General features: G+C 36.2%; 13 protein-coding genes. All 13 read right to left on the bottom strand.

Features of this window, described 5'->3' with window-relative positions; translation table 11 throughout:
- Positions 1–139: 139 nt before the first annotated feature.
- On the bottom strand, positions 140–2536 hold the full coding sequence (locus tag IWC72_RS09135) for a GumC family protein (protein WP_194529566.1): 2397 nt from the start codon (positions 2534–2536) through the stop codon (positions 140–142).
- 108 nt (positions 2537–2644) lie between these two features.
- Positions 2645–3202: an acyltransferase gene (locus IWC72_RS20370; protein ID WP_194529565.1), complete on the bottom strand. Its 558-nt coding sequence runs from the start codon at positions 3200–3202 to the stop codon at positions 2645–2647.
- Positions 3203–3267: 65 nt separating this feature from the next.
- The gene (locus IWC72_RS09125; RefSeq protein WP_194529564.1) at positions 3268–4209 is read right to left on the bottom strand and encodes a glycosyltransferase; all 942 of its coding nucleotides are present in this window, start codon (positions 4207–4209) and stop codon (positions 3268–3270) included.
- Positions 4210–4211: 2 nt separating this feature from the next.
- Positions 4212–5048 (bottom strand): glycosyltransferase family 2 protein, encoded by an 837-nt coding sequence (locus tag IWC72_RS09120; protein WP_194529563.1) that lies wholly within the window; start codon positions 5046–5048, stop codon positions 4212–4214.
- Between the two features lie 6 nt (positions 5049–5054).
- The gene (locus IWC72_RS09115) at positions 5055–6158 is read right to left on the bottom strand and encodes a glycosyltransferase family 4 protein (protein WP_194529562.1); all 1104 of its coding nucleotides are present in this window, start codon (positions 6156–6158) and stop codon (positions 5055–5057) included.
- 63 nt (positions 6159–6221) lie between these two features.
- Complete coding sequence (locus IWC72_RS09110; protein WP_194529561.1) at positions 6222–6824, bottom strand: acyltransferase; 603 nt, start codon at positions 6822–6824, stop codon at positions 6222–6224.
- Between the two features lie 218 nt (positions 6825–7042).
- Positions 7043–8104, bottom strand: a complete 1062-nt coding sequence (locus IWC72_RS09105; protein ID WP_194529560.1) for an acyltransferase family protein — start codon at positions 8102–8104, stop codon at positions 7043–7045.
- Positions 8105–8200: 96 nt separating this feature from the next.
- Complete coding sequence (locus IWC72_RS09100) at positions 8201–9187, bottom strand: hypothetical protein (RefSeq protein ID WP_194529559.1); 987 nt, start codon at positions 9185–9187, stop codon at positions 8201–8203.
- Between the two features lie 12 nt (positions 9188–9199).
- A complete protein-coding gene (locus IWC72_RS09095; RefSeq protein ID WP_194529558.1) occupies positions 9200–10390 on the bottom strand; it encodes an EpsG family protein in 1191 nt (396 codons plus the stop codon).
- Between the two features lie 33 nt (positions 10391–10423).
- Positions 10424–11377 (bottom strand): glycosyltransferase family 2 protein, encoded by a 954-nt coding sequence (locus tag IWC72_RS09090; protein ID WP_194529557.1) that lies wholly within the window; start codon positions 11375–11377, stop codon positions 10424–10426.
- Between the two features lie 24 nt (positions 11378–11401).
- The gene (locus tag IWC72_RS09085; RefSeq protein WP_194529556.1) at positions 11402–12928 is read right to left on the bottom strand and encodes an MATE family efflux transporter; all 1527 of its coding nucleotides are present in this window, start codon (positions 12926–12928) and stop codon (positions 11402–11404) included.
- A gap of 76 nt (positions 12929–13004) precedes the next feature.
- Positions 13005–13784, bottom strand: coding sequence for a WecB/TagA/CpsF family glycosyltransferase (locus tag IWC72_RS09080; RefSeq protein WP_194529555.1), 780 nt, complete (start codon positions 13782–13784; stop codon positions 13005–13007).
- Between the two features lie 256 nt (positions 13785–14040).
- Entirely contained in the window at positions 14041–14517 is a 477-nt protein-coding gene (locus IWC72_RS09075; protein ID WP_194529554.1) for a UpxY family transcription antiterminator, read from the bottom strand.
- Between the last annotated feature and the right edge of the window lie 505 nt (positions 14518–15022).

Raw genomic sequence — 15022 nt, 5'->3', positions numbered from 1 at the left:
TTCATTTGATTACTTTCTAGACGCCTTATTTGCTTTTTCAACGTTACCCCTACATATAAAAAAAGCGCCCTTTTGGGCGCTTCATTCGTTACGACATACACGTATTGTATGGGATTTTATCGTGCTATACTGGCTTGGTCTATTTTTTTGCTTTTTCGTTACCGTACATATAGCCATACTTAGAACCATACGTAGCATCTGCAATCTTAACGTCGTTCAACAGGAAGCTCATATTCCTTAATTTTCCTTCTGCTTTTGCTTCCAAGGCAAAATCCAGGACTTTCTTTTCGGTTTGGCCCGCGCGGACAAGGTAAAGCGTTAGATCCGCATACTTACTGATCAAGAATGTATCGGCAAGGATCATGGCCGGGGCGGTATCTACAATTACATAATCATAGCTGCTTTTTAGCTCTTCCAACATCTCACCCATTTTATCTTTTCCTAATAACTGTATAGGATTAGGCGGCACAGGGCCAGAGGGCAATACCTTTAAGTTTTTGTTCAGGCTGGAATCTTCCAAATAACTGGACAGTTCTGTATTGGAACTTGCCAAATACGTACTTAATCCCTCCGTACTTATAGGTTTGTTTTCATGTCTGTGCAGTTGTGGGTTTCTTAAATCTCCTCCCACCATTACCACACTTTTACCGGACTCTGCCAATATTAAGGCCAGATTAATAACGGTAAAGGTTTTTCCCTCTCCCTGTGCGGAAGAGGTAACGTAAATACAGGAACCTTTTCCAGAAGCGCCCGTATCCGGCATGACATAATTAAGATTGGCCCGTAAAATACTAAAGGACTCCGAAAGTACAGACCTTTCGTTTACTGAAACTACTGTAGACTCTGCGGCCATTACATGAGGTATTTCACCCACTACGGTCGTTCCTTTGGCAACATCTTTTAGCTCCTCCCTAGAATTTATCTTGTTGTTTAAAAACTTATTAGCCGTAATAATAAGAAACGGAATAAATAGACCTCCTAATAGGCCTATTCCTAAAACCACTTTTTTGTTAGGGGAAATAGGAGCATTTAAACTGTACGCCTTATCCACTATTTTTGCCTTAGGTGCCTTTGCCGCTAGAGATAAGGAATTTTCCTCTCGTTTTTGCAACAAGAACAGATACAGTGCTTCTTTAATATTTTGTTGGCGCTCAATACCTCTAAACTCACGTTCTTGAGACGGTACTTCAGAAATTTGGGAGCCCAAAATACCGGCCTGGCGGCTTAAATTGTCTTTTGTGATCAAAAGGTTGGAACGTCTTCTTCTCAAACTTTCACTAATGTTCTCCTTAATTTCCTGTAACTGATTCCCCAGATTTACCACCAAAGGGTTGGTTTCCGTTGCTCCTTTCAACAGACGGTTTCGCTCCAACACTAGCTGATTGTATTCATCAACCAACTGCACCATTCCCGATTCCGCCACACCCATATTCGCTGGCAATAAATTCAATTTATTAGAACCAACATGCTCAATCATGGCATTGGTCATTTCCAGTTCCGTCAACACCTCTTGTTGCTTGTTGTTGTAGTCACTAACATTTTGGATGATGATTGAGGATTCCGCTTCAATATTCGTTAACATATTGGAAGTTTTAAACTTCTCCTTGCCTGTTTCAACCGAATCTAATTCCGAGTTTATAATACTCAATCGTTCATCAATAAAAAAGGCCGTATTTCTCGCAATCAGATTTTTATCCTCAATAGCCTCTTGGTTGTACTCAAAAATCAATTGATCCAAGATGTCCTCTGATTTTTGGCGAACATTCCCCTCTATGTTCAATTCAATCATTGTAGAGTTTTCATCCATTAGGGCCACTTCTAGCTGCCCTCTTTGAGCTGAGGCCACCTGATCTACCAAATAGAATTGTACCTCCACATTCATATCCAAGTCCAAATCCTCCGTAGCCAAGGTATCCAATACCACATTGGATTCTACGACAAAATCGGCAAAGCCCATTTCAATAATATCGCCCAATTTGTGGGTTGCCTTGTAATCACTCTCCGCTTGCTCTATGGTTACCGTATTTTCATCTACCTTTTGTATCTCCAACACATTTTGCTCTGCCAGCATAGTTTTTTGCAACGCTACCTCATCCAAACGTACCAAACGCAATCTGTAGGGAGCATCTGTATACAGCTCTTTTGCTCCAAAACCTTTGGGCTCAAAATATCCAATATTCAGGTCCAACGCCTTTACCGCATTGGTCATTAAACGTTTGGACCGGATAAGGCCCAACTCATTTTCAATACTGCTGGTACCCAGCCCTCCTAACATGCCCAAGTCTACAAAACCACTTGCGTCACCACCGGGAGCTTTTGTTTCTTCGTCTTCCAAAATTACCGAGGCTACCGCTTTGTATACGGGCTGCTTAAGTTTCAAGTACCCTACGGCCAATACCAAGGTCAATACCGCACTCAATACAAACCATTTCCAAAAGCGTAGATATTCTTCTATGACTTCTCTAATTTCAAAAGGCTTTCCTTCCGAAATATAATTTTCAGTTGCTCTATTGGGATATGTATGATTCTCTTTCATCACTAATCTAATATTGTAAAAGCAGTTTATGTAGTATTGCTAAAAACTTCTATAGAGCTCAAATTTATTACAAGGTACCGCAAGACCTCTTTTTACTCTAAAAAAAACTTAATTCTTTTTATCCGAAAAATTCTTTTTATATAAAGAAATGTGGCTCTCCAAATCCTCTTTACATTCAAATCTATCACTAATTTTTCTCGCCGGATTACCCCCATATATAGAATACGGTTTCACATCCTTCGTTACCACGGAGCCTGCCGCTACTATACTACCTTGACCGATTTTAACCCCTGACAAAATAATGGCACCTAGACCCACCCATACATCATCCTCTACGACTGTTAATTGATTTGACCCTTTCCAATTATAATCAGCGTCTCTTATTTGACTTGCCAGTCTAATAGGAACACCTATTTCCTGATAATGATGATCAAACTTACCTACAATCGAAACGTGATTGGCAAAAATGACATTATTTCCAATTAATGCATTGGTCTCAATAATCGAATACTTTCCTATATAAAAATTATCTCCAATTGTAAGCGTATCCTTTGCCCAAAGGAAAACCCCTCTTCCGCAATGGAAATTTTTACCAAAGGTAAATTTTCTCCATTTTACTTTTGTAAGAAATACGTCTCTCAGCTTTACAAATACCCGCTTAATCATATCTTAAAATAATTGATAAAAAAACTTACCACAAAAGTGAAACTATCCAAAAAGCCTTTGAGGCATTAAATTTTAGACTTTATATCATCTAAAAGAATTTTTAAACCTCCTTTTTCAAGCAACAATTTTAGTCGAATCAATACTCTGTACTCTTTAGAAAAATATCTTAAGAATTGTTTGTTTATTATTGGATCAATCCGAACTTGACTATTAAAATTAAATTGCACCTTATTTCTAAAATCGGTATCATTTACAGATTTATAAGGATTAATTGCTTTACAATGTGTGCCGTTCTCATTAAATCCACTATTGTTAACTAAAGCATATTTAGGATAAACCCCTACTGTTTGTTTTCTGAAATGTGCATAAACCCATCTCACATACCAAGAGTCATTTTTATCGTTTATGGAATCCAACAACATCTTGGTTATATCACTCCCACAAGTGTTTTGAAGATTCATTAAAATAGTTTTATCCTCACTTATTTCTTTCTTAATTTTTTCTTTTGAAAAAATATCTGCATCCCATCGGTCTTTCCATGTAGCCCAGCCCCAAGGGAATGTTCTTGTGTGATAAAACACATCAAACATATTTTGTTTTTTTATTTCAGGAGAGAACCCATTAATTGACTGTACAACATCAATTGTCTCATAATAATCTAGAGCTTGATTCATAAAGTTCAAAAAGTTTGGAGCTGTGGTTAAATCATCTTCTAATACAATAACCTTCCCATATTGTTCCAAAGCATTTGTAACCCCCGAAATAATAGAGTTAGCCAGCCCCTTGTTTTCAGAAGCCTCAAAAATTTGAATAGATTTAAACCCCTCTATTGTTTTTAAATATTGACGGACACCTTTTATTTTTTCTTGAGCTTGTTCATTTTTTGCACCATCCGAAAATACAAGTAAATGACTCTCACTTGCTAAAAGGTTTTTCTTTAGTGCCTCAACAGTCTCTTTAGTTTCCGCTAAACGGTTGTATGTGAATAAACAGATTGGTGCTAACATTATTATGCTTTAAGTTTCCATAATTGCGGCAAAACTACCCTAGCATGGTTGGTTACATAGTGAAAACATGCTATCACTAAACCATTATGCCTTTTTTCGTAAACAAAGAATTCTTCTGGGTTATTTCCTAAAGGCGAACGAAAAGCTTGCCAGCGTTTTTTAAATGTTTTTTCCGGGTTACACCAGGTTGCCAAACTCTCATGGGTATCGCACTGCCCCAATATTCCTGGAGCTACTATATTTTCTATTCCTAATTTTTTTGCCCTTTTCCCGTAATCAAAATCGCCTAAAGCATGGTGAAAAACAGGGTCATTGGCCCCTACCTTTTCATATACATATTTTGGAATTAAGACAACATTTCCATTAAAATAGGCACAAGAAACTGCTTGTTCTTGAGGCATCACCAATTGCCCATTTTTGGCCCTCCCACCGTATGTAATGGTTTTCGCATCTTTTAAAGAAGAGGTGGTCCCTACTATTACGGCCTTGTTTGATTTGCTTTCGGAAGTTTGTAGCAAAGTGGTTAAGGCTTGGGCATTTAAAATAGTATCATCATTTAGCCAAACATAAAAATCATAGGGCTTTACTTGTGCTGCGCTCTTCCAAGCCAAAAGCATTCCCCTATTCCAAAATAAGTCTCCTTTGCTAGTAATGATATGTACTAAAGGGTATAATTCCGCTACGGCCTGAGCAGTACCGTCCGTACAGCCATCATCAACTAAATATACGTCTAGAAGGTATTCATCAGGGATTTCCTGAGCGAACAAATTTTGTAATGCCTCAAGAGTTTTGGCTTTACGATTAAATACCGTAAGTAATACAGCAATTGTCTTTTTCATTAATTATTATTGGTAGAGTTCTACTATTTTTCTTGCATTAACAGGCATAAAAAATTCCTTATTAACAAACTCCTTTCCGTTCTTCTTTAATTGCTCTCGCTCCTCCCTATTTTCGTATAACTCAACCACTGTTTTAGCTAACTCCTTATAATTCTCAGGAATAACCTTTGCTGTATTAAGTGTTTCGTTAAAATCCCGAAGACCCGGTACGTCGTACAAAACTGACGGAATTTCAGTTGCCAAAGCTTCTATTGTGGTTACAGATATACCTTCATGTTTACTTGGCATGACATATATATCTGAAGCAATTAGAAACTTACGAACGTCATTCTGATTCCCTTCAAACCTCACGTTCTGTTCTAAGCCATCATTTTTAACTTGTTTCTGTTCTTCGCATAATGTATCCCCCTCACCTAAATGTAAGTAAATTATATTGGGATACTTTTCCTTTATAACAGATACTGCTTTGATTATATCAGAATGTCTTTTTATATGACTGCAACCACCTATTGAAATAATAACAAATGCTTCTTCGGGGATATTTAGTTGCTTTCGAGCCTCTAATTTTTCAATTTTGGTTGCAGGGAAAAAGCGAATATTATCGTACCAATTGTAGATTTTACAGGTATTATTAAAATAAAAATTCTTTTCATGTTGATAAACAGAATCGCTTATGGTTTGAAACTTACAACCAAAAACATTCTTAATAAGCCAACGTTGACCTACGTGATAAACATATGAATACCAATTGGTAGGGAATACATTGTGAAACGTATAAACGGACTTGCATCCCGCTCTCCATGCGCAATACGACATTAACAGCCTCATTGAAGACCGATGTATATGTACCACATCAATTTTTTCGGTATTCAAAAAAGTGATTACTTCACGTACATAAGCAATATTCTCTCTTATACCATTAGCCTTATAGGGCCAATGTAATATTTGATAACCAGCTTCGCTAAATTGCTCTGCATATTCACCCATATTTTGAGCAGTGTTTACAACAAGCAGCTCACATCCAAGTTTTTTAAACTCTGTAGCAGCAGACACATACATAATTTCTGCTCCTGAAAATTTCAGTTCATTTAATATGTGAATAACTTTCATTTTTCGGTTTTCCTATAAAGTGATTTATAAAATAATTACGTTCCAAACGGTTAATTTCAATTCTCATTCTTGGATTGGATAATCTAATGACCAATTAATGTCTTCTTTTATTACCCTCAGTGGCGTACCAGCTACAATTACTCTTTCCGATACATCTTTGGTTATCATGCTTCCCATTCCTAAAATTGCACCATCTGCTACAGTAACACCTTTTAAAATTTTGACATGACTTCCTACCCAAACATTATCTCCTATACTGATTGGCCTTTCTTTATTGATCCACTTGTTATTTTTATCAAAAATAGCATGCGTATCACTCCCCCATATCTCTATATAATCTGAAAAAAGGCAATTCTGACCAATTAATATTTTATTGTCTGTTCCCACGTTTACAATTCGAACGCTAGCGAAGGTTGTATTTTGCTTAATTTCTACTTCACAATTATTACCCCTTATAGTAATAGTTGCTTTTCGTAGCTTAACTCCCTCTTCTACATTAAGCGTATTCTCGTTTCCCGTAATTGATATTATAGAATCCGAAACTAATGTGTTATTAATGTTTACTCTATTTCTACTTCCAACAATATTCAATCTAGATTTATATATCTTATTAGATATGAGACTTACATCATTGGATTTCCCCGCTCTAATCCAAAAATTATACAAATTAATCCCTTTTAAACTTATCGAAGGATTCAATACTTTACAGATAACATAGTTGATTATTTTTATCAAAAGACTAGAATTTTAAATTATTCTCAGAAATAAGTTTCAGACAAATAGCAAATAAAATTAGATTCTTGTAATGGGCCTCTCAAAACTTATATTACCCAACCCAAACTTAACTCGATCCTATCTACGATAAAGAAATAAAAGCGTAAAAATCAATATTTTAAAACTTTTTTACTTCCTGTTAAAACAGGAAAATATTTATTGATTATGTATATGCAAGGTATCATGAAAAGAACGGTTAATATTACTCTAATATATGGCAAGCTCCATTCATTTACCGATATATTTAAATAAGTAAAAATTTTATTCATAAACGTCAAAATTAAAAGGTGAATTGGAAAGAATATGAGTGAGTTTATACTTAAATATACTAGACCAGACTTAGGTAATATTTTTTCTAATAAGAATATCAGACTAAAGAAAAACAAAACTCCACTTACAGCACCCAACATAGCATAAAAATAATTCCCATAATCATTTACAAACATTAAGAATAAACCAGTATTCATTTTTACAGAAAAGATGACACCCACTAAACCAAAAATCACATACCCTAATTGAAAAGATTTTGTTTGATTATAAATTTTATCAACCAATTTTCTACTTGCGTATCCTAAAGCAATAAAACTAGTTGCCATCAATGATGTATCAAGAGTAAAAGGTAAACGAATATGTACGAATTTATTTTCTAGATAGGAAAGAAGAGCAAGGGCAACAAAAATAATAAAATACGGAAAAGCATGAACTTCACCCTCTTTAAACAATCTATTTATCAACCTCTTAACGAAGAAAAAAAGCAAGTCGGCAACGAATAAGCATGGAAAAAACCACAGCAAATTTATTGCTCCAATGTATCGAGGAGACTCAAGGCATAAAAGGATGTCCCTGACTGCATAACCTATCTCAATATGGTATACATCTTCTAATTGCAACGCCTTAAATCCATAATGAAGTATTATTGATGAAAGAAGAATTAAAGCTTCGAAAAGTAAGTATGGAATAATCAATCTATTAAAACGTTTTTTAAAATGGATAACAAACCGCTCATCCTTTCTTCCTTTCACATTTAGAATATAGCCTGAAAGAACAAAAAATAAAGGCATATGAAAAGCCAAAATATAAGGCCCCAAAATACCACTATGGTGAGCTAACACCAGAAAAATTGCTCCTCCCCTTACATAATCCAAATAGTCAATTCTACCCAAATTTCCCATACAATTAAAAATTTAAAGACTTATTTTCTTTTCATTTTTTTGATTAATACTCCCGAAACTCAAATTAAAGTATTACCGTTGCTAATTATAAATTCATTACCAATAACAAGCGTCTTCAACTGCATCTGCTGTTTTAGGTTTTTCTTTAGGGGTAGGCCTTACCCAATACTCATTCATTAGTCTTAAATAAAAACCTTCAGGAATCCCCCATTCACTTACACCATAATTGGGATCTTCCCATCGCTTACCTTTAATCCCAAACAACAACTGTAACGCCCCCCCTAAGTGGAAAGACTTTTTCCCTTGCCTTTTTACATGTGCTGCCAAAGGAAATCCATAGGCTCCTGCCCCTATTAAACAGATGTCATAATCTCGTTTATCAATTTCATCTTTCATCCATTGTAGGGCCTCAAACCAATCGGTAAACCCATTGCTTTCCCCTCCCAAACTCTGTACCGCCGGTATGGTCTGTAGGTCAAACTCCGGCAAGACCTCTGGATTATCAAATAAAGATTCTCGCTTTTTATATTGGGCCTCTATCAGCTCCGCAAAAGGATGTACCACCAGTACTTTTCTTCCTTTTAATGCCCTACTCCATGGTTTTTGAGATGTATAAGGTTCTAAAAGCACCAATTTAACTATTTGTGCTTCGCTCATTTTATCCTTAAAATAAGACTCTTCAGGGATCCAACTCCCTAATACATCCACTACCTGGATGTCTTGCAACATCAATTCGCAAAATTGTTGGATTTTAGCCTCTGTTGGCGGGAAAAATCCGCTCCAACGTTGCATTTGTTGTATCCGATTTTCTTCCCACCACCAAGGTTGCTTTTTGCCTTGAATGTATTTCAAGATGTTTTTTCTTTTATCCAAAACACCTAGGTAATTAACCAACATATTTAATTCAGTAGAGCCAAAACGAGCAATCATACAGGGTTTGTCACTTACTAATTGTTGATGAACTATTTGCGACACCTTTTTAGGATCTTGCTCGAATTCTGGTTTAAGTATAGGTTTTACCGTAACAAGTTTTCCATATCCCTTTCTAAGGACTTTCAATGCTAAAACTAATATTTTGTTCATAATAGTGAAATATCAAAAAATAAAATCAAAAATTGAATACCCAAATAAGCTTTGAATAGGTGGAAAAAAGCTCCCCCCCCTTAACCCATCAAACCCTATTACAAAGCGAATACCGAAAAAGAAAACCATAGCCCCTACAAAAAGTGAATGAATATCTTTTTTATCTAGCAATACATAGGGCAATACAAAGGGCAATAGGTACATTCTGGAAATGTACAAACGGGAAACCAAGCCTTCGGACGTATTGGCCAGCAATACACATACCACCATAAGAACCAATAATACATTGGTGTAAAAATTAAATACTTTCATCCTAGTCGTCCATATCATGTATGAACAGATAGCTATCAATACCGCTGCGGTAATATATAAGGGGCCCAGATTAAATACGGTATCGTCTAGCGCACCTGTCGAATTCTGTTCCAAACGTTTAAACCCATACGCAAAAAAACCAATACCACTTAGCAATTTCCCTATAAAAGGCAACATCGCAACTCCAACTCCCACACCTGCTAGAGCATACAAGAAATATTTTAAGTTACTTCCTATCAACTTATTATGAAGTGGTTTTATCAGAAATAGTATTAAATAAAGAAAACTAAAGGTGTGAATAAAACATGCACTTATAAGTAAAGACCATAATGTTTTTTGCTTTGTTATCTTAATTGTTAAGGCGTACAACACTATACTCAATGCAAATGACTGCCGTGTTATATTGTTAAGATTACCTATATATTCCAAAAAAAATACAATTAATGACAAAGACGCCACTAAGGTTACCGGATTAGTATTGGTTTTTCGCCAGAATAAAAAAATAGAATAGCAAGAAAGAAATATAGTAATGATGGCAATACCTTTAATAAAAACTGCATAATCACCAGAGGTTATATAATAACCTATATAATTTATAAAATTCCAAACCGGTTCCTTAAACCCGAATACATAGGAAAAAAACGGAGTGGTGCCTACTTGTTCAAAAAGCCCCCAATAGGCCTCGTTATACCAATCTGACGGCTGCCCCGGTTTCCAAATACGTGTAGATTGTACCAAACAAGCATAGAGTGTTATTAAACCAAATAGAAGGGTATCCGTTAAAGAATCTTTCTTATTGTGCACCAATTTAACGAGTATAAAGGTGAGTATACCCATCAAAGGATATACCGAGAAAATAATTAGTCCAATAAGAATAACAAACCTTAACAATCTATTTTATTTCTAGTACCAATTAATCCTTAATTACTCTCCCAAATATGGATACCCGCGCATACGCCAACGCACCTTGGTCATATATATAAATAACACACTTACTTGCTTGAGTTTTTTATTGGCGTACCATTGAAACTCAAACGGACTGAATTTACCAAGAATATCCTTATCTAAATTTTTAAGGAGATAAACAATCATATCATACTCTCCCCTTCTAATAAAGTTTAAGATTTCATGTCTTAACTCATACCGTAAAAATACCGGATAGCTTTTGTTTTTGGTCGTAGTGTTTTTCCATTTATTATGAACATGATTATACCGATCTATAATATGTGAAATAACTTTGCTCGTTGAAGTTTGAGTGGCCTGACCGGGAACCATACCCACATAAACGGTTAACGGAAACCCTATATACACAACAGGGGTTATTAGGGCCAAAGCAAAAAAACAAGCGTAATCTTCATTTCTTTTCATTCCAACAGGAAAACCACCTGATTGTAAAAATTCTGCTTTTCTTGCCACTGCGGCACTGGTATGTAAAAAGACATGAGGGTTTTCAAAAAAATCCCTGACCGCCATAGTATCCGTATATTTTTTAGCAAGTCTTGGTTCAATTTCATCATTGTTTCTTACTACACCTCCTGCACAAATCATACCCGCCTCCGGATGTTGGGTAATGGCCTGATTCACTTTCTCCAGATAATCAGGTTTCCATTCGTCATCCCCATCCAAAAAAGCAATATATTCAAACTTACTTTCCTCTACTCCTTTATTTCTGGCAACACTAACCCCTTGGTTTTCTTGAGTGATAATTCTAATTCGCGAATCGCTAGTAAACTGCCTTATAATGTCAACACCATTATCTGTTGAACCATCATTAACAATCACAACTTCAAAATCTACAAAGCTTTGACTAATGACCGTTTCCAAGGTATTGATAATAGTATGCGCTTTATTGTATAATGGAATGACTACCGAAATCATAAATGAATGTAGAGATTACGAATATTATTTTTTCTTTAAAACTCTGTTTACCAGACTTGACACTATATTCTTTTCATATTTATTAAAACCAAAAAACCATAAAGCCAATAAAAAGACCGGAAAATAGACTGCAAAAACCGCGAACAAACGATAAACCCCATAGTTCATATAAAAATATGGTACGAGAGCAACTCCCAAGGCAAGAACCGTAACGATGACAACTGGTACCAATACATCTTTTAAAAATTTTGGAACATTTAAGCCCGCTTCTTTTTTTGCATAGTACGTTATGACTCCAAAAGACCTGATTAACGTCATTATAAACATCATGACGTACATATAGGTTGGGGAGTAGCCCGCTTTAAATAAAATATATGCTACAAGCAATGGCATGGCTTCAACTAAAGACTTCACGATTTGCAACTCCTTTATCCTCCCTGTAGCATCAATACTTACGGCTATGGTAGAAAACATTTGTGTTACCATAGAACTCATTAGAATCAACCTAGTAAAAACGATGGCATATTCAGGCACATTTTTTAACCATAAATTAAAAATGTACGGCATTTCTATTATAATAGGGATAGCAAACAATGCCAACAAAAAATATGCAAGTTTACTTCCCATAAAAGTAGCCTGCAACATCTTATCTCGATTACCTTCACCCTCACTCTTTACAATAACTGGGGTGAGCGCTTTCATCATATTATAGGAGAAGACATTGATTTGGCCATTGGCCTGCGTGGCAATTCCGTGTGAAGCATTAATTTTGGTCCCAAAAAACATGTTCAATACGATACCTTGACCATAACTTGTTAGCATGGCAACAGCTGTTCCTAGAAAACTCCAGCCTGCAAAACCGGTCATTTCTTTCATAAGTCCTTTTTCAAAATATCGTTTTGGAGCGATTGTACACTCCGAATATTTGCGGCGACAATACACTTGCATGACCGTACGGCTAACAAAGGGAATTACTGCCATTAAAATACCATATAACACTAATTTATCTCCCGCATAATACACAATTATCAATGCCACGGCTAATTTCAATAGTGATTCTACAATTCCCACAATGGAATAATAGAGCATGTTTTCATGCGCATTCAATACTGCCTCATATGGCACGCTCATTACGGTAAAAGCCGTACTTAAAATTAAAGAGCCATAAATAACCTTGGCAGCAAAGACACGATCGGGAGGGATATTTAAAATGCCATTAAAAAAGAAATACCCTGCTACCAATAGTATTATGACCAACCCTATGGCTATACCAAAATGCAATACGGAACTTACATTGAAAATGTATTTTTGTTTTTCTACATCACCTTGCCCCTCATAGAAAGACATAAAGCGCTGTGTTGAACTAGACATAGCGGCATGTAAAAACCCGAGCATGGCAATGGCACCACCCACCAAGTTAAAAATCCCAAAATCAGAAGCTCCTAATGCATTTAATACCAAGCGTGTGGTATATAAGGAGATAAACATGGTTATCGCCATTTTGGCATATAGAAAGCCTGTATTCTTTATAACCCTATGGGCTGTAGACATATATGATACGTGTTCAAAATTTTTCGTTACAAGACTTAAAAGTTTTTCTTTTAAAGGTCATCGCCCAGAACGAACTCTATTTCTTAATTATTTTTATTTTTTCCTCGCTATGTGCGGGTAGTTCTCCTTTTTTCTTATCGGTTCTGGCTACCAAATGGTAAGCGAAAATTACCCCGTAATAGAAGTAACGTCTAAACATCCGTTTAGGCTCTTTTACAAACCGGCCCAACCATTCCAAACCTAGATTTTGCCATACCTTTCCCGGCCGCTGTACGGTACCGGCATAAAAATCAAACACGGCACCAATGGAGCAAATAATTCCTTTATCTATAAACTGGGCATTGGCATCTACCCATTTTTCCTGTTTGGGAGCGGTCATGCCTACAAACACCACATCTGGAGAAAATGAGTTTATGGCAGTAAGAATTTCAGCATTATCCTCTGGCGTGAACTCTGGTTTGTAGGGTGGTGAATACGTTCCTACCGTTATATTGGGGTATTCCTCACCAGCACGCTTCTTTATTTTCTCTAAAACTGTATTGGAAGAGCCCATATAAAAACAGCGCCCTCCGGTACCTTGTAAGTGTTTTAAAAGATATTCATGAATATCAGCCCCGGCAATCTTATTAATTTTCTCACCTCTTAACCATGTGGCAGCCCACACAATACCCACACCATCCGGCAGTAATATATCCGAAGCTTTTAGCGCCTTTGAAAAAGTATCATCTTCATGGGCAATGCAATACGAATATTGATTAATAGTATTCACAGTCAACTTAGGGGTTGACCAATCTACCTCTGTTAATTTTCCATCAAAAACCGGATACCCTAGTACATTCAAATTCCCTATCCCCATAAGCTTTGTATTATATTAGTATATACCATGAAAATTCACACGCTTTCTATCTATTTCTCTCTCACAACCGGGGCACTGAAAAAGACGTGTAGACCTATTAAATTCACTTACTAAACTTTAGCACTTTAAACGGCTCCGCCGTTGCCTGTCACATAAGGGACACACAAATAGCGCTGTGAATTATTTTCTTTATCCTCTTTAGTCTTACTCAGGAAACAAATCTATTTACTATTGATTCCTTAGCTCAACAACCTCATTATACTACCTCTCTTAATCTAGCATTCACTACAATGCCCATATCCTCCAACACCAATGAAACCCGTGTTCTGCCTACATGGCGCACAATGGCCACTTGATCTTTTAAAAGGCCTCTTTGAATGGTGGCCCGATCACCGGGCTGCAAACTGGTATACGCCACATCTTCTACCGCATCATCTTCCGTCCACTGCTTCAATACCTCTATTTCTTCTTCTCGCACTAGGGCCGGTTTGCCCAACCAATATAAATAGCGCTCCACCCCATGAACCGAAAAAGCCAAAGGCCTATTCTTTTCACTACATTTAATAAAGACATACGATTTAATTAAGGGGGTTTCTATGGTTTTTTTTCGGTCACTCCAAATACGGACCTCCTTTACAATGGGGCAGTAGACTTGCACATTCATTTTTGAAAGCCCTTGGACTACTTTTTTCTCGTAGCCACTTTTAACTTTCAATACATACCATTGTTCCATAGCAATACTTTTTTTCATCACTGGCGAAAATACTGTAGGGGGGTGCATAAGTACATAAAATATGTGGGAAAAACCACTTTTCAATATTAAAAAACAAACATCTAAATGTTTGCTTTTCACTATATCCGGTTCATCTATTTTTTCCCGAGGAAACCTTTAACTTCCCTAAAAAAAGAAAACTAAAGTGTAGGTATTTCCAACGCCAAAGCTAACATAAAATCTACCGTTGCAAAACCAATCTACCTCCTATTATCCAAAGCTGATTTTTACTGCTACAGTTATGTTAAAATTGACTCCTTTTTATTAAGAGATTTCTAAAAAACGAGATGCAAACCACAGATTTTCAACCAATGAACCCTATTTATTGTTTAATTTTGAATTAACATTTCATTAACATTTTGAATTGATAAAACATGACCAAAATGACCCTGAAAACAGCTTCCTATTTCTCGTATGCTACTGTTCCCAATTGCTCCCGAATTTTTAAATTATACGGCATTCTTTT

Source organism: Zobellia roscoffensis, assembly GCF_015330165.1.
GTDB lineage: Bacteria > Bacteroidota > Bacteroidia > Flavobacteriales > Flavobacteriaceae > Zobellia > Zobellia roscoffensis.
Note: the sequence above shows the minus strand (reverse complement) of the source record. Positions and strands in the feature narration are given on the sequence as shown.